The organism is Oceaniradius stylonematis, from assembly GCF_003149475.2.
Classification (GTDB): Bacteria; Pseudomonadota; Alphaproteobacteria; order Rhizobiales; family Rhizobiaceae; genus Roseitalea; species Roseitalea stylonematis.
Map to the genome: position 1 here is coordinate 89,261 of NZ_QFWV02000009.1, position 16,865 is coordinate 106,125.

General features: G+C 65.3%; 17 protein-coding genes and 2 pseudogenes. 16 read left to right on the forward strand and 3 right to left on the reverse strand.

The window, feature by feature from the left end:
• The first annotated feature begins 54 nt into the window (after window positions 1–54).
• The 9 genes from DEM25_RS16710 (at window position 55) to DEM25_RS16745 (ending at window position 7,608) form a co-directional block, all read left to right on the forward strand.
• A complete protein-coding gene (locus DEM25_RS16710) occupies window positions 55–1,080 on the forward strand; it encodes a carbohydrate ABC transporter permease (protein ID WP_109767706.1) in 1,026 nt (341 codons plus the stop codon).
• A complete protein-coding gene (locus DEM25_RS16715; RefSeq protein WP_109767705.1) occupies window positions 1,080–2,237 on the forward strand; it encodes a carbohydrate ABC transporter permease in 1,158 nt (385 codons plus the stop codon). Before DEM25_RS16710 ends, DEM25_RS16715 begins: the two co-directional genes overlap by 1 nt.
• Window positions 2,234–2,776: an ester cyclase gene (locus DEM25_RS16720; protein WP_109767704.1), complete on the forward strand. Its 543-nt coding sequence runs from the start codon at window positions 2,234–2,236 to the stop codon at window positions 2,774–2,776. Before DEM25_RS16715 ends, DEM25_RS16720 begins: the two co-directional genes overlap by 4 nt.
• Complete coding sequence (locus tag DEM25_RS16725; RefSeq protein WP_196780427.1) at window positions 2,773–3,834, forward strand: ester cyclase; 1,062 nt, start codon at window positions 2,773–2,775, stop codon at window positions 3,832–3,834. The genes DEM25_RS16720 and DEM25_RS16725 overlap by 4 nt, the downstream gene beginning before the upstream one ends.
• On the forward strand, window positions 3,834–4,856 hold the full coding sequence (locus DEM25_RS16730) for a LacI family DNA-binding transcriptional regulator (protein WP_109767703.1): 1,023 nt from the start codon (window positions 3,834–3,836) through the stop codon (window positions 4,854–4,856). Before DEM25_RS16725 ends, DEM25_RS16730 begins: the two co-directional genes overlap by 1 nt.
• Complete coding sequence (locus DEM25_RS16735; RefSeq protein WP_109767702.1) at window positions 4,853–5,821, forward strand: nuclear transport factor 2 family protein; 969 nt, start codon at window positions 4,853–4,855, stop codon at window positions 5,819–5,821. The genes DEM25_RS16730 and DEM25_RS16735 overlap by 4 nt, the downstream gene beginning before the upstream one ends.
• Window positions 5,822–5,833: 12 nt before the next feature.
• On the forward strand, window positions 5,834–6,316 hold the full coding sequence (locus DEM25_RS18245; RefSeq protein ID WP_245412959.1) for a uroporphyrinogen decarboxylase/cobalamine-independent methonine synthase family protein: 483 nt from the start codon (window positions 5,834–5,836) through the stop codon (window positions 6,314–6,316).
• Entirely contained in the window at window positions 6,207–6,896 is a 690-nt protein-coding gene (locus tag DEM25_RS18250; RefSeq protein WP_245412960.1) for a uroporphyrinogen decarboxylase/cobalamine-independent methonine synthase family protein, read from the forward strand. The genes DEM25_RS18245 and DEM25_RS18250 overlap by 110 nt, the downstream gene beginning before the upstream one ends.
• Before the next feature lie 4 nt (window positions 6,897–6,900).
• Entirely contained in the window at window positions 6,901–7,608 is a 708-nt protein-coding gene (locus tag DEM25_RS16745; RefSeq protein ID WP_196780428.1) for an alpha/beta fold hydrolase, read from the forward strand.
• Window positions 7,609–7,683: 75 nt separating this feature from the next.
• Here DEM25_RS16745 and DEM25_RS16750 read toward each other — a convergent pair whose 3' ends face one another.
• Together DEM25_RS16750 and gcvA are read right to left on the reverse strand one after the other, a co-directional pair.
• The gene (locus DEM25_RS16750) at window positions 7,684–8,850 is read right to left on the reverse strand and encodes an aminotransferase (protein ID WP_109767700.1); all 1,167 of its coding nucleotides are present in this window, start codon (window positions 8,848–8,850) and stop codon (window positions 7,684–7,686) included.
• Window positions 8,851–8,874: 24 nt separating this feature from the next.
• Complete coding sequence (gcvA, locus tag DEM25_RS16755; RefSeq protein ID WP_109767699.1) at window positions 8,875–9,879, reverse strand: transcriptional regulator GcvA; 1,005 nt, start codon at window positions 9,877–9,879, stop codon at window positions 8,875–8,877.
• A gap of 109 nt (window positions 9,880–9,988) precedes the next feature.
• Here gcvA and DEM25_RS16760 point away from each other — a divergent pair.
• The 7 genes and pseudogenes from DEM25_RS16760 to DEM25_RS16785 all read left to right on the forward strand — a co-directional run.
• Window positions 9,989–10,696: pseudogene (locus DEM25_RS16760) on the forward strand (arginase family protein); the annotation flags it as partial.
• 4 nt (window positions 10,697–10,700) lie between these two features.
• Window positions 10,701–10,973: pseudogene (locus DEM25_RS18540) on the forward strand (arginase family protein); the annotation flags it as partial.
• A gap of 69 nt (window positions 10,974–11,042) precedes the next feature.
• Window positions 11,043–12,131: an ABC transporter substrate-binding protein gene (locus DEM25_RS16765; protein WP_420578899.1), complete on the forward strand. Its 1,089-nt coding sequence runs from the start codon at window positions 11,043–11,045 to the stop codon at window positions 12,129–12,131.
• A 66-nt stretch (window positions 12,132–12,197) separates the two neighbouring features.
• Complete coding sequence (locus tag DEM25_RS16770) at window positions 12,198–13,232, forward strand: ABC transporter ATP-binding protein (protein ID WP_109767697.1); 1,035 nt, start codon at window positions 12,198–12,200, stop codon at window positions 13,230–13,232.
• Window positions 13,229–14,080, forward strand: a complete 852-nt coding sequence (locus DEM25_RS16775; RefSeq protein WP_109767696.1) for an ABC transporter permease — start codon at window positions 13,229–13,231, stop codon at window positions 14,078–14,080. The genes DEM25_RS16770 and DEM25_RS16775 overlap by 4 nt, the downstream gene beginning before the upstream one ends.
• Window positions 14,080–14,880: an ABC transporter permease gene (locus DEM25_RS16780; protein ID WP_109767695.1), complete on the forward strand. Its 801-nt coding sequence runs from the start codon at window positions 14,080–14,082 to the stop codon at window positions 14,878–14,880. The genes DEM25_RS16775 and DEM25_RS16780 overlap by 1 nt, the downstream gene beginning before the upstream one ends.
• 2 nt (window positions 14,881–14,882) lie before the next feature.
• Window positions 14,883–15,650, forward strand: coding sequence for a carbon-nitrogen hydrolase family protein (locus tag DEM25_RS16785; protein WP_109767694.1), 768 nt, complete (start codon window positions 14,883–14,885; stop codon window positions 15,648–15,650).
• On the opposite strand, the gene argE is transcribed toward DEM25_RS16785, so the two are convergent.
• Window positions 15,647–16,846 carry an acetylornithine deacetylase gene (argE, locus tag DEM25_RS16790; RefSeq protein ID WP_342633490.1) on the reverse strand — a complete coding sequence of 400 codons (1,200 nt, stop codon included), beginning with the start codon at window positions 16,844–16,846 and terminating at the stop codon, window positions 15,647–15,649. The two genes, DEM25_RS16785 and argE, sit on opposite strands and share 4 nt — an antisense overlap.
• Between the last annotated feature and the right edge of the window lie 19 nt (window positions 16,847–16,865).

Below are 16,865 nucleotides of genomic sequence, written 5' to 3' on the forward strand. Positions count from 1 at the left end.
GGCGGCCTGTCCGCCTGCGGAGCAGCCCCGGACTTTCCGGCACGGGAGGCGATCATGAAATTCAGGACACTGGCGTGGTTCGTGGGGCCGTCGGTCTTCATGATGGTGCTGTTCATCGCCTTCCCGCTTGCCAGCGTCTTTCTGCAGAGCTTCCAGATCACCCAGCCGGTCGTCGAGACCGTCGAAGTCGAGACCTGCACACCCGGCTTTGTCGGCCAGACCTGCGTCACGGAGACAAAGACGACGCCGGTCCTGGATGAGTTCGGCAATCCGCAGACGACGACCGAATGGGTCGGGCTCCTGAGCTATGCGCGGGTTCTGCAGCTCGACCAGGTGGGCGCGGCGATCGCCAGCGGTACCTGGAGCTCCATTCTGGCCATCGACTTCTGGAAAGCGCTGCGCTTCACGCTGACCTTCACGCTCGTCACCCTGCCGCTGGTGATCGGGCTCGGCCTGGCGATCGCGCTCGCCGTCAACAATGCGGCCCGTTCGATCCGCGGCCAGATCATCTTCGTGTCGCTTCTGCCCTTCATCATCACGCCCGTCATCGGCGCGCTGTCGATCCGCTGGCTTTTCTATGGCGACGGCATCGTCACGGCCCTGCTCGAGGACATGCTGGCCACCGACATTTCCGTTGCCGCCAATGGCTGGGCGATCGAGCTGCTGATGATGTTCTACCGCGTCTGGCATGTGGCGCCGTTCGCCTTTGTCATCTTCTATGCCGGACTACAGACGGTCAATCAGGATACGCTCGAAAGCGCCATCATCGACGGGGCGAGCCGGTTCGAGCGTCTGCGCTATGTGGTCGTCCCGCATCTGATGCCGCTGATCATCTTCGTGGCGCTGATCCACCTGATGGATGCCTACCGCGCTTTCGAGGAGGTGGTCGGCTTCTCCTCGCAGGCACACCGCATAACGCTGCAATGGCTGACCTATGACCTTCTGGAGCCGGACGATGCGGGCAACCGGGCGATCAGCCGCGCCTCGGCGAGCGCTATGCTGACCATGATCGGCATCGTCATCCTGCTGATCCCGCTGCTGCGCCGCACCTGGCGCGACCACAAGGGGAGTGCGCACTGATGGCAACGCCCAAAGCGCTCCAGCAACCGTTCTCGCTGCGGTTCGCCTCTGCCTCCTTCCTGGCCTTCTGGTGCCTGATTGCCGCCTTTCCGATTTTCTGGATCGCGGTGATGAGCTTCAAATCGCCGGTCGATGCGTTCTCGGCCAACCCGCTCGACGTGATTTTCGGGCCGACGACCCGCGCCGGCGGCGACGGTCTTTCGATCCTCGACATCGCGATCGGCCTTGCGGTCCTGATCGCCGCCGTGCGTTTGGCTTTCACCCGGCTTCCCAAATGGGTCGACCGGTTGTCGCCGCAGGGCATGACCGTCATCGGCTGGCTTGTCGGTGCCGGCGCCTATGCGATCGGGTTTCTGGTCGTCTTCTTCGGCATTCTGCCGGCGGTGCTCGGGGTGCTCAACTCCGTCGCCGGTCCGCTGGGCGCACCGGTTTTGGGGCTGACCGCCGAGCACTATTATTCCGTCTGGATCGAAAATGGCTTCTGGCGCAACTTCCAGAATTCGCTGATCGTTACCGCCGGCGTGGTGACGATTTCGCTGACGGTCGGCACGCTGGCCGGCTATGGGCTGGCGCGGTCGGGCTCCAACCTTGCCTTCTGGATCCTGATCATCGCGCTGATCTTCCGCGCACTGCCCCATTCGGTTCTGGTGGCCGGCTATCTGCCGGTCTTCATCAACTCGGCTGAGATCCTGCGGCCGATCCTGGGCGACAACGCGCCGACGCTCTACGGCCAGCCGCTGGCGGTGATCGCCGTGCTGGTCGCGATCAACCAGCCCTTCACGATCTGGATGCTGCGCTCGTTCTTCCAGAACATCCCCAACGAACTGGACGAGGCGGCGCGCGTCGATGGCTGCACCCATTTCCAGGCGTTCCGGTGGGTGATCATGCCGGTCATGTGGCCCGGCGTGATCACGACGGGCCTGTTCTCGTTTCTCCTCGCCTACAACGATCTGCTGGTGACCTCGCTGCTGCTCGACGCCCAGAACCAGACCATGGTCCCGGCGATTGCCGGCTATTTCAACCGCGAGACGACGACGACCGACCAGGTCGAGGCGGTTGCCGCTGCCGTCTCGATCACTGCGCCGCTGTTCCTGCTGGTGATGATCTTCCAGCGCCAGATCGTCAGCGGCCTGACCGCGGGAGCCGTCAAAGGATGAAGGGGTCCCGACCCGAGCAGGCGGTGCTCAGCCGCGATACGGACATGTCCAGGACCGAGGATACGCGCCGCGTCATCGAGCAGATGGTCGACGGGCTCAACGATCACCGCATCGCTGACATGGGCGAGTTCTTTGCCGAGAGCTTTCGCTGGATGGGCAATTTCGGCTGCGGCACCAAGACCGGTCTGCGCGAGTTCCAGGACCATTGGCAGCGGCCGTTCCAGGCGGCGTTTTCCGACAAGGTCTGCGTCGACGAGGCACGGCTCTATATGGGCGAGTGGGCGGCCGCTTTCGGTCGTCAGGAGGCGACCCATTCGGGCGCCTTCATGGGCGTTGCGCCAACCGGCAAGCGCGTTGAAATCCGCTACATGGATTTCTGGAAGGTGGTCGACGGCAAGATCGTCGACAATTGGGTGATGGTCGATTTCCCCCATATTCTGGCGCAGCTGGGCGTCGACGTGTTCGGCGGCGAGGGCTGGGAAGCGTTCGACCGGGGCGAGCGGATGCCGCCGCGCCCGCGGAGCGAGGCTGCGGCATGACGATGCCGGTCGACCGTCATTCCGCCCACAAGGCGGCCGTCGCACCGCTTCGGGCCGCGATGTACGATTTCACCGAAGAGGGCGTGAAGGCCGCGCTCAACGCGCTTTTGGCGCCCGACGCACCGGTGCGGCTGGCGCATCCGCTGGGCGAGATGGAAGGGCCAGGAGCGCTGTACGAGACGGCCTATGCGCCGCTTTTTGCCGCTTTGCCCGATCTGGAGCGGCGCGACTACATTGTCATGGCGGGCGGGACTGAAGAGGGTGCCGACTGGGTCGGGTGCGGCGGCTACTACACCGGCACGTTTGTCGCGCCGTGGCTCGACATTCCGCCGACCGGCCATCAGGTCGCCATGCGCTTTCACGAGTTCTTCCGCTTCGAGGATGGCCGCGTCACCGAGATGCAGGCGCTGTGGGACATCCCCGAGGTGATGATCCAGGCCGGCGCCTGGCCGATGGCGCCGACGCTCGGCCGCGAATGGCAGGTTCCGGCGCCGGCGACGATGGACGGACTGGTCCGCGGGCCGCGCGACGAGGCGCGCAGTGCGGTGTCGTGCCAGCATGTGATCGATATGCTCGAGGCGCTCAAGCGCCATCCGTCCCAGGGCGGGCCGGACGTCATGGAGATGGAGCGTTTCTGGCATCCGAAGATGAACTGGTACGGCCCCTCGGGGATCGGCACCGGGCGCGGCATTGCGGGTTTCCGCAACTGGCACCAGATCCCGTTCCTCAATGCGATGCCCGATCGCGGCCGGTATGTCGACGAGATCGTCTATCACTTCTTCGGCGACGGCGACTATGTGGCTGTCACGGGCTGGCCGAACATGATCCAGACCGTGACCCATGACGGCTGGATGGGTATCGCGCCATCTGGCAAGCGCATCACCATGCGCAGCCTTGATTTCTGGCGCATCGAGAACGGGCTGATCCGGGAAAACTGGGTGCTGGTGGACCTTCTGGATGCCTACCGGCAGCTGGGCGTCGACGTGTTCGCCCGGCTGCGCGAGTTCAACAAGGCGCGCTCGATGGCGCCGATTCCGTTTCCGGTCGGAGAACCGTGATGGCGCACGAAAGGGTCACCTCGATCGATGTCGCCCGGCTCGCCGGTGTCAGCCGTTCGGCCGTGAGCCGGGTCTTCACGCCCGGCGCGAGCGTTTCGGCCCATACGGCCGAAAAGGTGCGCGATGCTGCCGAGAAACTGGGGTATCGGCCCAACGTGCTGGCGCGTTCGCTGATCACCGGGCGCAGCCGGATGATCGGGCTCGTCGTCGCCTATCTGGACAATTACTTCTATCCCGAGGCGCTTGAAAAGCTCTCCAACGCGCTGCAGGCCGAGGGCTACCATGTCCTGATCTTCATGGCCTCGCAGACCGCGGGCAATATCGACACCGTGCTCGAGGAGATCCTCGATTATCAGGTCGATGGCATCATCATGGCGTCGGTGGCGTTGTCGTCGGAACTGACGGCGCGCTGCCAGGCCGCCGGCGTGCCGGTCATGCTGTTCAACCGGGCGCAGGACGATGCGGGCATTTCGGCGGTCACCTCCGACAACCGTGCCGGCGGGCGGGCGGTGGCACGATTCCTGCTCGACGGGGGGCACAAGCGGTTCGGCCACATTGCCGGCTGGGAAGGGGCCTCGACCCAGCGCGACCGCGAACAGGGATTTGCCGACGGATTGGGCGAAGCGGGGATCGACCGCTATGACCGGGAGGTCGGCAATTTCCAGATCGACGAAGCACGGGCGGCGGCACGGCGCATGTTCGACCGTCCTGACCGCCCCGATGCCGTCTTTGCGGCCAATGACCACATGGCGTTCGCCGTCATGGACGTCTTGCGCTACGAATTGGGTCTGTCGGTGCCCGGCGACGTGTCGGTCGTCGGGTTCGACGATGTGCCGCCCGCCTCATGGCCGGCCTACGACCTGACGACCGTCCGCCAGCGCGCCAATCTGATGGTCGAGCGCACCGTCGCGACGCTATTGAAGATGATCGAGCAACCCGGCGCCCGTGCCGAGCAGCACGTGCTGCCCGCACCATTGGTCGTGCGGGGCTCCGCGCGCATACCCGAGGGTTGGGACACATGAAGGGCTTTGACGACCGGTTCACCGATTTTCCCGACTACATTTTGGGCATCACCAAGGAAATCTGGGAAGATCGCGGCATTCACACGCTGCACCGCTATTATGCCGACGACATCGTCGTGCGTTCGCCCGGTTCGGTCGTGGTCGGCAATCAGGGCGTCATCGCCGCGACGATGGCGACGCTGGCCGAGTTTCCAGACCGGCAATTGCTGGGCGAGGACGTGATCTGGTGCGGCACTCCGGAGACCGGGATGCTGTCCTCGCACCGCATCGTGTCGACAGCGACCCATGAGGGCGACGGCGTCTATGGCGCGGCCACGGGCACCAGACTGACCTACCGCATCCTTGCGGACTGCCATGCCATCGACAACCGGATCGACGATGAATGGCTGATCCGCGATCAGGGCGCCATCGTGCGGCAGATGGGTTGGGACCCGGCCGACTATGCCCGCACGCAGATCGATCGCGAGGGCGGACCGGACGCCTGCGTCCAACCGCTGACGCCGGCGAACGACCGGCCGGGACCCTACGGGGGCAAGGGCAATGATGACGCCTATGGCGCGCGTTACGCCGACATGCTGACGCGCATCATGGATGCCGAGATGGCGGTGATCGGTACCGAATATGACCGGGGATGCCATCTGGAACATCCTGGCGGCGCGACCGCGCACGGACGCGAGGCGGCCGACCGGTTCTGGATGGGCCTGCGCGCATCCTTCCCTTCGGCGACTTTCAGCATCGACCATGTGATGGGCAATCAGGACGCGATGATGAGCCCGCGCGCGGCGGTGCGCTGGTCGCTGACCGGAAAGCATGACGGGTGGGGCGCGTTTGGCCGTCCGACCGGCGCCGACGTCTACGTTTTGGGCATCGGCCACGCCGAATACGGCCCGCGCGGCCTTCGGCGCGAATATGTGCTCTATGACGAAACGGCGATCTGGAAGCAGATCGCTCTGCAGACGGGATAGGGGCTGCCGCTCATGACCAGAATTGCAACCACCCATGTCGGCTCGCTGCCGCGCACGCAAAAGGTCGTCGACTTCATCTTCGCCCGCGAACGCGAGGAGCCATACGACCCCGCCGAATTCGATGCGGCGATGACCGAGGCCGTCGGCGAAACCGTGCGCAGCCAGGTCGAGGCGGGCATCGACATCGTCTCGGACGGCGAAACCTCGAAAATCTCCTATGCGACCTACGTCAAGGATCGCTACACCGGCTTTTCCGGCGACAGCCCGCGCAACGCGCCGGCCGATCTCAAGCGGTTTCCCACATTCNAAGGGGCAGGGCGAACTGCAAAAGGACATCGCCAACCTCAAGGCCGGCATCGAGACGCACGGCGCGGCGCGCGGCTTCATGAACGCCGCATCGCCCGGCGTGATCTCGCTGTTCCTGCAGAACGAGCATTATCCGACGCGCGATGCCTATCTCGCCGCGCTCGCCGACGCGATGCGCGCCGAATATGAGACGATCGTCGCCGCCGGTCTCGACCTGCAGCTCGATTGCCCCGATCTGGCGCTGTCGCGCCACATGCTGTTCACCGACCTCTCCGACGCCGAATTCGTGAAGATCGCCGAGAGCCATGTCGAGGCGCTCAACCATGCGCTCGAGAACGTGCCGCAGGAGCGGGTGCGTGTGCATATCTGCTGGGGCAATTATGAAGGCCCGCATGTGTGTGACATCGACATGGCGCAGGTCTTTCCCGTGCTGATGAAAGCCAAGGCGCGCTACCTTCTGTTCGAGACCTCCAATCCGCGCCATGCCCATGAATGGACCGTGTTCCGCGACCGGAAAGCCGAGATTCCCGACGATCGTATCCTTGTTCCGGGTGTGGTCGACACAACGACCAATTTCGTCGAGCACCCCGAACTTGTCGCCCAGCGGATCGAGCGTTTCGTCGGCATTGTCGGCGCCGACCGGGTGATCGCCGGCTCCGATTGCGGTTTCGGAACCTTCGCCGGCTTCGGCGCGGTCGATCCGGAGATCGCCTATGCCAAGCTGGCCACGCTTGCCCTAGGCGCGCAACTGGCATCGGATCGTACCTGACACCATGGCCCGCGAAACGCTTTGCCTCCTCCCGGGCATGATGTGCGACGGGCGGCTGTTTGCGCCTCAGGTCGATGCGCTTGGCACCGACCATGACATCGTCATTGGCGACATCACCGGCGCCGAGACGATGGCCGGGCTGGCGGACGGTCTGCTTGCGCAACTGCCGGATCGCTTTAACCTGGCCGGCCTGTCGATGGGCGGCATCGTCGCCCAGGAGATGGCGCGCAAGGCACCCGGACGCGTCATGCGCCTCGCGCTGCTCGATACGAGCTTCGGAGCCGACAGCGACCGCCGCAAGGCCATCCGCGACGATCAGATCGCACGCGCGCGAGCCGGCGGGCTGCGCGAGCTCTTCTTGACCGAAATGAAGCCGCACTATCTGGCCGAGGCGAACAGTGCAGACACCGACCTCAACGGCCTGTTCCTCGACATGGCGATGATCCTTGGACCTGATGTGTTCGCGCGTCAGTCGTTGGCCTTGCGCGACCGGCCGGACCAGACCGGCACGCTGTCGGGCTTTGCGGGTCCGTCACTGGTCCTGTGTGGCGCCGAGGATCGTATGTGCCCGCCCGTCATCCACGAGCAGATGGCCGCGCTGTTGCCGGACGCCGATCTCGTGATCGTCGAAGGCGCCGGCCATATCACGACGCTCGAGGCACCCGACGCGGTCAATGCGGCGCTTGCCGCCTGGCTGGCCCGTCCGGCGTAACAACGGAATTGGAGGGTTGCCGGACCGCCGTCACCAAGGCCGGCCGCAGCCATGTGCTGGAAGGTCATGGGCCGGTCAGCGCGGCAGGCGATCGGCCAGCTTGGCAATGGCGGCTTCGTCGACATTGGCGAAGGCCACCCGCAGATAGGCATCCAGTCCGTCGCCGAAGCAGGCGCCGGGAACGGTCACGATGCCCGCCTTCTGCGCCAGATACCGTGCGGTCTCGGTCGATCTCAGCTCATCGAACGGGTGGCGCACGAAGGCGAAATAGGCGCCGATCGCATCGATCGACCAGCCCGCCGCGTGTGCCAGCGCGCCCTGCAGCGCTGTTGCGCGGTCGGCGATCACCTGCCGGTTGGCCTCGCGCCAGCCTTGCAGTGCGGGAATGGCACGCGCCACCGCGGCCTGCGGTGCCCTTGGCGCGCAGATCTGAAGATTGTCCATCACCTTGGCGATCTCGGCGATGACCGGCGCGCCGGCGGTGACCGCGCCGAGCCGGTGGCCGGGAATGCAGAAACTCTTGGAAAAGCTGTAAAGCCCGATGAGCGTGTCGCGCCAGTCCGGCTGTTCGAAAAGGCGGTGCGGCGCGCCGGCGCCCGGCGGCAGAAAGTCCCGATAGGTCTCGTCGATGATCAGCCAGACGCCCCGCTTGCGGCATATGGCGAAAAGTTCGGAGAGCAGGTCGGGCGGATAGACCGCACCGGTGGGGTTGTTGGGTGTGACGATGGCGAGCGCGCGCACGCTGTCGTGGATCGCATCGGCGATTTGTGCCGGATCGGGCAGGAAGCCATGGGCCGGATCGCAGGTGACGGTTCTGGCGGAAATGCCGAGCATGGCCAGTGTCGTCGCCTGGTTGAAATAGTTCGGATTGGTCAGCAACATCGTATCGCCGGGACCGGCCAGCGCCATGGCGGCGGCGAAGAAGGCTTGGTTGCAGCCGGCGGTGACGTGGATGTCGTCCGGCGCGATGTCGGCGCCATAAAGGGCGGCGGACCATTCGGCGTAGGCGGCACGCAGGGCCGGTTCGCCCTCGATATCGCCATAACCGGCGCAGGCGGGAGAGGCCGCCATCTCGCCGAGCCATCCCAACAGGTCCGGGTGCGGCGGATAGCCGGGTACCGCCTGCGACATGTCGATCGGCGGGCCGAGCGCGCCGTCATAGTCACGCGCCCAGCGCATGATTTCGGGAATGGGCGGCGGGGCAACGCCGGCGACGAGCGGATTGAAGGGCGGGTGGGTCATCGTGATGTCCGGAACGGCGCGGTGTCAGGTGCGCTTGCGGGCGGTCTGGCGAACCCGCTTTGCGTTGGCGGGCGACTTGCCCGTACGGCTGCCGGCGCTCTTGCGCAAGGCCCGGCGCGCGACGAGATGCGGTTCGACGCGCGCGTCGGGTTCCTCGATCTGCTCGGTCAGCCAGGTGATGAACATCTCGACGATCGGCGCGGCGCGCACATCGTTGCGGCAGGCCAGAAAGAAGCTGTGAGACGCTGGCACGGCAAGATTGAGCGGCGCCACCAACTGGCCCCGTTTGAGCATGCCGGCGACCGTCAGGCTGTCGCCAAGGGCCACGCCATGGCCGACGAGTGCGGCCTCCATGGCAAGGCGGGCATCGCTCATGAAATGGTGCGGACCGCGCTCCAGGTCGAGCGCATCGGCGGCGGTCAGCCACGTCCGCCACTCCATGCCGTCGTCGGCGTGCAGGATGGTATGTTTTGCGATGTCGCGAACCGACCGAACCGGATGGGTGTTGAGCAATGACGGGCTGACCACCGGAAAAAGGTTCAGCCGCGTCCACAGCCTGACCCAGCAGTCGGGCCAGCTGCCATCGCCATAAAGGATGGCGATGTCGATGTCCGGATTCTGGATCTGTCCGGCGTCGTTGCCCGCATGCACGCTCAGGCGGACCTGCGGGAAGCGGGCGGTGAAATCGGTCAGCCGCGGGATCAGCCAGAGCGACAAAAGCGCCGGAACGCAGGAGACCGAAAGGCTGCCCGAGGTTGCCGGACGGGTCATCCGCGTGGTGGCCGCCGCGATTTCGTCGAAGGCCGAGGAAACCGACGGCAGCAGTTCGGCGCCGTGTTCGGTCAGATCGAGCTGACGGCCCTCGCGGCGGAACAAGGAAACTCCGAGTGCCGCTTCCAGCGCCTTGATCTGGTGGCTGACCGCGCCATGGGTGACCGACAGTTCAAGCGCGGCCTTGGTCAGCGACCGGTTGCGGGCGGTCGCCTCGAAGGCGCGCAGCGGATTGAGCGGGGGCAGGCGGCGTTTCATATGCTGTCATTGATGTGAGAAATGTTCACAGAAATCTCTCTAACAATATCAATTGATTTTTCAAAGGACGCTTGCGACGCTTTCATCGTCAATTCGGCGGTGGAGCGGCATGAACGAAAAGAAGCTGAATGCCCTGCGCGACAAGTATGGCGAGGGCCATGGCGGGCAAATTCACGATCGCGCATTCCGCGCGGTCGGAGACCGTATCTTTTCGAAGGACGGCACGCGCCTTGCTCCCTATGCGGGGCTGCCCACGCTTCTCAGCGCGCCCTACCGGCCGATCGATCCCGCAGCACCCGACCTGTCGGGGCTTCAGGTCGCCCTGTTCGGCGTGCCTATGGACCTCGGCGTCACCAACCGGAACGGTTCGCGGTTCGGGCCCAGGGCTTTGCGCGCCATCGAACGGATCGGACCCTACAATCACGTGCTGGAGACGGCGCCGGCTTTCGATCTGGCTGTCGCCGACATTGGCGACGTGCCGTTTGCCAGCCGTTTTCGGCTCGAACAGAGCCATGACGACATCGAACGCTATGTCGATGCGATCGTCGCCGCCGGCGTTGCCCCGCTGGCCGCCGGCGGCGATCATTCGATCAGCCATCCGATCCTCAAATCCGTCGGGCGTGAACGTCCGGTCGGCATGATCCATATCGACGCCCACTGCGATACGGGCGGCGCGTTCGATGGCACCAAGTTCCATCATGGCGGACCGTTCCGCAACGCGGTGCTCGACGGCGTTCTCGATCCCGAGCGGACGATCCAGATCGGCATTCGGGGTTCGGCGGAATATCTGTGGGAGTTCTCGGCGGAAAGCGGCATGAGNCGACGGCCCGGTCTACCTGTCGTTCGACATCGATTCCATCGATCCGGCGTTTGCGCCGGGCACGGGAACGCCGGAAGTGGGCGGCCTGACGACACGCGAGGTTCTTGAATTGCTGCGCGCGCTCAAGGGTGTCAACCTGGTCGGCGGCGACGTGGTCGAGGTGGCGCCGCAATATGATGCGACCACGAACACGGCGCATGCGGGCGCGCAGGTGTTGTTCGAGATATTGAGCCTGATGGTTTTCAGCCCGGCCATCGGCGCGATAAACACATAGACGGGACAGACGGGCCATGCGGCGGCGGTGCCGATGCGCCGGGCGCTCAAACGCACAAGGGAGACGATGATGACTGAATTGTTCAACAAGGCGATGCGCCGGCGCACGGTGCTTGGCGGCGCGGCGGCGATGGCCGGCACGTTGGCCATGCCGTCCATCCTGCGGGCCCAGGACCGCTCGCTGAAGGTCGGCGTCTATGGCGGCTACTTCAAGGATTCGTTCGACGCCAACATCTTCCCGGTCTTCACCGAAGAGACCGGCATTGCCGTTGAATCGATCGCCGAGCCGACCGGCGAGGCCTGGCTGGTGCAGCTCGAGCAGGCGGCCCGTGCCGGCCAGGCTCCGGCCGACGTGTCGATGATGGCACAGACGCCGACCCGCCGCGGCATGACCACCGATCTTTGGGCGCCGCTGGACCCGTCACGCATTTCCAATTTCGACGATCTTCTGCCGACCTTCGTCGCCGAATATCCCGATGGACGGCTGGCCGGGGTCGGCGCCGTTGCCTGGTACATCACGCTGGTCACCAACACCGACACCTATCCCGAGGCGCCGGAAAGCTGGATGGCGCTGTGGGACGAGGCCAATGCGGACAAGCTCGGCCTTCTTGCGCTGGTCTCGAACTCGTTCCTGCTCGAGGTGACGGCCAAGACGCATATGGGCGGAACCGATGCGCTCGACACCGAAGAGGGCCAGTTGGCCGCGTTCGAGAAGCTCGCCGAGGTCAAGCCGAACGTGCGGTTGTGGTACCGCGACGAGGCGCAGTTCGAGCAGGCGCTGAAGTCGGGCGAGATCCCGATGGGGCAGTACTACCACGATGTGACGGGCCTTGCGGCCGCCGATGGCCATCCGGTGCGGTCGACCTTCCCCAAGGAGGGCGGCATTCTGGATTCGGGCAATTGGTGCCTGTCGCGCGCGTCCGTCAAGTCGGACGAAGCCCATGTCTTCATCGACTTCATGAGCCGGCCGGAAACCCAGGGTCTGCTGTCGCGCAAGGTGGGCACCGCGCCGACGCTTGCACGCGGCGTGCTCGACCTGACCGACGAGGAGTTCTCGGCCGTGTCGTCCGAGATCGATCCGATCGTGCCGCGCTACGATCTTTACACGGAGAAGGGCGACTGGCTGAACCAGAAATGGACCGAGCTGATCGTCGGCTGATTTTGCGATCCCGCCCCGCCGCGGGGATCGCCGGGGCGGGGTGCCATCACATGAGCGGGGGGCGCGATGTCGGGCCTTGAACTGCGTGACGTGACCAAGCGGTTTGGCACGTTCACGGCGGTGGACAGCATCAATCTGAACGTTCCGGACGGCACGTTCGTATGCTTGCTGGGACCGTCCGGCTGCGGCAAGACGACGCTTTTGCGCATGATCGCGGGGCTCGAGGAGCCGACGGACGGGTCCATCGTCATCGATGGCCAGGACATGACGCCCGTGCCCACGCACAAGCGCAATCTGGGCATGGTGTTCCAGTCGCTGGCGCTGTTTCCGCACCTCGATGTGGGCGAGAACATCGCCTATCCGCTGCGCATTCGCGGTATCGACAGCGTCAAACAGAGGGCGCGCGTCGACGAGCTTCTGGAGCTGATCCATCTGTCCGGCTATGCCGACCGGGGCATCTCGCAATTGTCGGGCGGCCAGCGCCAGCGCGTCGCGATCGCCCGCGCGCTCGCGCTCTCGCCGAAACTGTTCCTGCTGGACGAGCCGCTTTCGGCGCTCGATGCCAAGCTGCGCGAAGCGATGCAGGTCGAGTTGCGCCAGTTGCAGCAGCAATTGGGAATCACGACCATCGTCGTGACCCATGACCAGCGCGAGGCGATGACGATGGCCGATCTGGTGGTCGTTATGGGCGAAGCGCGCATACGGCAGGCGGCGGCGCCCGTTGAGATCTACCGGCAGCCGGCCGATGCGTTCGTCGCCGACTTCATCGGATCGACCAACCTGCTCGATTTCCGGACCGACGGCGCGGGGCGCCTTGAGGTGCTCGGCGGGGTAATTGCCGGCCTTCAAGCGCCCGACGGGCTGGGCCAGGGGCGCATCTCGATCCGGCCCGAGGACGTGCACATCGCCAGTCCAGGCGAGGGTCATGCCGGCACCGTGACCTTTGTGCGCGATCTGGGCGGGACGATAGAGACGTTCGTCAATATCGGCGGCACGACCATCGTCGCCGTGACGACACCGCGTGACAGGACCGGCATCAAGGCCGGCGATCCCGTCGGCGTCGTCTTTCCGCCCGAGGCGTGCGTGGTGCTTGCCCGATGAGGCGCGAACCGCCCAGAAACGCCGCCGATTACGCGCCGATCGTCTTTCCGGGCGCGATGCTGGTGATCTTCTTCGTGATCCCGTTCTCGATCATGCTCGCGGTCAGCTTCTTCCGGCGCAATCCGGCGGGCTTTTATTCGCCCGATTTCGTCTTCGACAATTATGCGCGCTTCCTGTCGCCCTTTTTCGGATCGGTGCTGGGCTTTTCGCTGCTGCTTGCGATCCTGGTGGCCATCATCTGCGTTGCGGTGTCGGTGCCGTTCACGGTCCTTCTGACGCGCGCCTCGCGCCGCGCGCAGACGCTCTGGCTGGTCGCGCTCCTGTCGGTCCTGTCCCTGTCCGAGGTGATCATCGGCTTTTCCTGGTCGACGCTTTTGTCGCGGACCGCTGGCATCACGAACCTGTTCGTCGCGATCGGGCTGATGGAGGCGCCGCGCGCGCTGTTGCCCGGCTTCGGCGCCGTGCTGACGGGCATGGTCTATCAGGCGCTGCCCTACACGATCCTGATCCTCTATCCGGCGATCGTCCGGCTCGACCCGACGCTGATGGAAGCGGCGCGGACGCTTGGCGCCTCGCCCACACGGGCGTTCTTCAACGTGGTGATCCCGGCCCTGCGCAACACGATTGTCGCGACGCTGATCATGGTGTTCGTCTTCGCGCTCGGCTCATATCTGCTGCCGCAGATCCTGGGGCGGCCGCGGCACTGGACGCTGTCGGTGCTGATCACCGATCAGGCGATCCTGCAATCCAACATGCCGTTCGCCGCGGCGATGGCGGTCTTCCTTGTCCTCATCTCGCTTGCGCTGGTCGGCCTGACGGTGATGGCCGGCGGACGAAGGGAGGCATGATGGCTGGCCGCATCCTGCAGCATGTGTTCCTGGGGCTGGTCGGCCTTTTCCTCGCCATGCCGCTGATCGTCGTCGCCGGCGTGTCGGTGAACGAGAAGAAGTCGCTGACCTTCCCGCCGGACGGCCTGTCGCTGGCCTGGTATGGCGAACTCTTCACCGATCCGGGCTGGCGCGGCGCGCTGGTCGCCTCGCTCCTTCTGGCCGCTTTCGCCGCCGCGCTTGCGGTGATCATCGCCCTGCCGCTGGCCTATTTTTTGTGGCGCCGCATCGCGCCCTGGGCCAACGTGTTCCGGCTTCTGGGGGTTGCGCCCTTCATCCTGCCGCCGGTGATCACGGCCTTGGGCTTCCTCAGCTTCTGGGCGACGGCGGGCATTTACGGCCAGCCGGTGACGGCGGTGATCAGCCACGCCATCTTCTTCGTGACGCTGCCGCTGGTGACGATCTCACTGGGTTTCACCACCATCGACCGCGCCCTGCTCGAAGCGGCGGCGACCATGGGCGCCGACGACCGCACCATCGTGCGCACCATCATCCTGCCGCTGATCGTGCCCTACATCATTTCGGGCTATGCGTTTGCGTTCGTTCTGTCGCTGAACGAATACATCATCGCCTACATGACGGTGGGGTTCACCGTCGAGACGCTGCCGATCAAGGTCTTCAATGCGCTGCGCTACGGATACACGCCGACCATGGCGTCGGCATCGGTCGTCTTCGTGCTGCTGGCCGCACTGGTCTTCGGCCTGATCGCCCGGTTTGGCGATATCCGCCGGCTTCTGGGCGCGATGCGGTCGGAGGGCTGACGATGCGGGTCGCTGTCCTCCAGATGCAGGCCGTGCCCGGCGATGTGGATGCCAATCTGACACGCATCGGCGATGCGGCTGCGCGTGCCTCGGACATGGGCGCCCGAGTGCTTGTCGCGCCCGAACTGGCGCTCGGCGGCTATGGCGCGGGAGAGGCCATGGCCGGCCTTTCGCCCGGTGACGCGCCGCTCGTGCAACTCGGCGCGATGGCCGAAGCGCACGACATCGCAATCGTGGCCGGGTTCGCCGAAAAGGGCGAAGCGTGCCTTCACAACAGCGCCGCCTTCGTGACGGGCGGTGCGGCGCCCGTCATCTACCGCAAGTCCCATCTCTACGGGCCCTACGAAAAGGACCTGTTCGATCCGGCGGCGCCGCAAACCGTGATCGTCACCCTTGGCGGGCTGAAGATCGGCATGCTGATCTGCTATGACGTGGAGTTCCCGGAAAATGTGCGGCGGCTGGCGCTGGCCGGCGCCGATCTGATCGCCGTTCCGACGGCCCTGCCGCTCGGGCCCGACGCGGCCTTCATCGCCTCGACCATGGTTCCCGTGCGCGCGTTCGAGAACCAGCTCTTCATCGCCTATGCGGACAATTGCAGCACCGATGGCCGTTTTGCCTATCAGGGCATGTCGACCATCGTCGCGCCCGACGGCACCGCGCTGGCATCGGCGCCGGTCGAGGGCGATGCGCTGATCGTCGCCGATGTCGATCCCGATGCCTTTGCGGCGAGCCGGGAGCGGAACAGCTATCTGCGGGATATGGACGGTTAGACGCCGCCTTTGAGCCGGTCGATCAGTGCATCGAGCATCGCATCGCACCGTTCGAGCTGTTCCACCGTCACGAACTCGTCGGGCTTGTGGCCCTGGGCCATGGAGCCGGGACCGCAGATCACCGTCTGGATGCCGAGATCGCGGTGAAACAGCCCGCCTTCGGTGCCGTAGGCGAGCTTGATCGTGTCGTTGCCGCCGGTCAGCGATTTGACGAAGGACACAACGTCGGCGTCGACGGGCGTTTCAAGGCCGGGATAGGAAAAGAGCGTTGCGATCTCGATTCCGCTTTCGGGCGCAACGTCATGATATTGCGCGGCAATCGCGTGTGCGGCTTCACTGATCGAAGCGATCATCGCCGCCGGATCGTCCTCGGCGAGATTGCGGATCTCGAAGTCGAGGACACAGCGATTGGGGACGATGTTGACCTGCACGCCGCCGGTTATGATGCCGGCGTGCACGGTCGTGTAGGCAATGTCATAGGCGGTGTCCGACGCCCCCCGGTCGGCGATGTCTGCCTGCATTTGGCGCAGACGGGCCACCAGATCGGTCGCCAGATGGATGGCGTTGACGCCGGTCGGCGCCAGCGCGGAATGGGCCTCGCGTCCGGTGCAGACGGCGCGCAATGCGGTCTTGCCCTTGTGGCCGGTGCCCACCTGCATGGAGGTCGGCTCGCCGACGATGCAGAAGCGCGGCCGGAAGGGCGCTTTGGCGAGCATGCCGATAAGGCTGCGCACGCCGATGCAGCCGATTTCCTCATCGTGCGAGAACGCCAGATGCAGCGGTGTTTGCAGATCGGTTCGGGCCACCTTCAAGGCAGCGGCGGTCGCGGCGGCGACAAAGCCCTTCATGTCTGCCGTGCCGCGTCCGAACAGTTTGCCGTCGCGCTCGGTCATCTCGAACGGCGGGACGGTCCAGGCCTGGCCCTCGACCGGCACGACATCGGTGTGCCCCGAAAGGGCGATGCCGGGCCGGTCGTGTGGGCCGATCGTGGCGTAGAGATTGGCTTTGGTGCCCGTCTCATCGGAGATCAGCTGAACGTCCGCGCCGGCGTCTTCGAGAAGATCGCGCAAGAAGACGATAAGCGGCATGTTTGGCCGGTGGCTGACCGTGTCGAAGGCGATCAGGCGGCCGAGAAGTTCGCGTGTGTTCATGTCTTCCCTGCGCAGGCTCGATGGCGTTCCCGTCTCATCGTCCATCGGTGCGCCGGGCACAAGG

Coding starts and splice junctions, on each gene's coding strand:
- DEM25_RS16710 (WP_109767706.1), top strand. CDS start 55: ATGAAATTCAGGACACTGGCGTGGTTCGTGGGGCCGTCGGTCTTCATG.
- DEM25_RS16715 (WP_109767705.1), top strand. CDS start 1,080: ATGGCAACGCCCAAAGCGCTCCAGCAACCGTTCTCGCTGCGGTTCGCC.
- DEM25_RS16720 (WP_109767704.1), top strand. CDS start 2,234: ATGAAGGGGTCCCGACCCGAGCAGGCGGTGCTCAGCCGCGATACGGAC.
- DEM25_RS16725 (WP_196780427.1), top strand. CDS start 2,773: ATGACGATGCCGGTCGACCGTCATTCCGCCCACAAGGCGGCCGTCGCA.
- DEM25_RS16730 (WP_109767703.1), top strand. CDS start 3,834: ATGGCGCACGAAAGGGTCACCTCGATCGATGTCGCCCGGCTCGCCGGT.
- DEM25_RS16735 (WP_109767702.1), top strand. CDS start 4,853: ATGAAGGGCTTTGACGACCGGTTCACCGATTTTCCCGACTACATTTTG.
- DEM25_RS18250 (WP_245412960.1), top strand. CDS start 6,207: ATGAACGCCGCATCGCCCGGCGTGATCTCGCTGTTCCTGCAGAACGAG.
- DEM25_RS16745 (WP_196780428.1), top strand. CDS start 6,901: ATGGCCCGCGAAACGCTTTGCCTCCTCCCGGGCATGATGTGCGACGGG.
- DEM25_RS16750 (WP_109767700.1), bottom strand. CDS start 8,850: ATGACCCACCCGCCCTTCAATCCGCTCGTCGCCGGCGTTGCCCCGCCG.
- gcvA (WP_109767699.1), bottom strand. CDS start 9,879: ATGAAACGCCGCCTGCCCCCGCTCAATCCGCTGCGCGCCTTCGAGGCG.
- DEM25_RS16765 (WP_420578899.1), top strand. CDS start 11,043: ATGACTGAATTGTTCAACAAGGCGATGCGCCGGCGCACGGTGCTTGGC.
- DEM25_RS16770 (WP_109767697.1), top strand. CDS start 12,198: ATGTCGGGCCTTGAACTGCGTGACGTGACCAAGCGGTTTGGCACGTTC.
- DEM25_RS16775 (WP_109767696.1), top strand. CDS start 13,229: ATGAGGCGCGAACCGCCCAGAAACGCCGCCGATTACGCGCCGATCGTC.
- DEM25_RS16780 (WP_109767695.1), top strand. CDS start 14,080: ATGGCTGGCCGCATCCTGCAGCATGTGTTCCTGGGGCTGGTCGGCCTT.
- DEM25_RS16785 (WP_109767694.1), top strand. CDS start 14,883: ATGCGGGTCGCTGTCCTCCAGATGCAGGCCGTGCCCGGCGATGTGGAT.
- argE (WP_342633490.1), bottom strand. CDS start 16,846: ATGGACGATGAGACGGGAACGCCATCGAGCCTGCGCAGGGAAGACATG.